The organism is Yersinia proxima (genome assembly GCF_902170785.1).
In the GTDB taxonomy this organism is placed as follows: domain Bacteria; phylum Pseudomonadota; class Gammaproteobacteria; order Enterobacterales; family Enterobacteriaceae; genus Yersinia; species Yersinia proxima.
The window spans coordinates 1-290 of the sequence record NZ_CABHYG010000003.1; the positions used below are offsets into that span (position 1 = coordinate 1).

Here is a 290-nt window from a genome sequence, read left to right on the forward strand (position 1 = left end):
ATGGTGGGTCGTGCGGGATTCGAACCTGCGACCAATTGATTAAAAGTCAACTGCTCTACCAACTGAGCTAACGACCCATTAAGTTTACTGCTTGATAATAATTCACTGCCAGCCGTGCGGAATAAATTCTACTCGAGGCATTTTAGACAAAACAGGAAGAGGAATATCTATGCGATGATTTCAACTTCTGACATTCAAACCTAACTGCGAGAGAATGGTGGGTCGTGCGGGATTCGAACCTGCGACCAATTGATTAAAAGTCAACTGCTCTACCAACTGAGCTAACGACC

1 tRNA gene is annotated in these 290 nt (G+C 44.5%); it reads right to left on the reverse strand.

What is annotated here, in order from left to right:
- Position 1: 1 nt before the first annotated feature.
- Positions 2-77, reverse strand: a tRNA-Lys gene (locus tag FTB31_RS02070).
- Between the last annotated feature and the right edge of the window lie 213 nt (positions 78-290).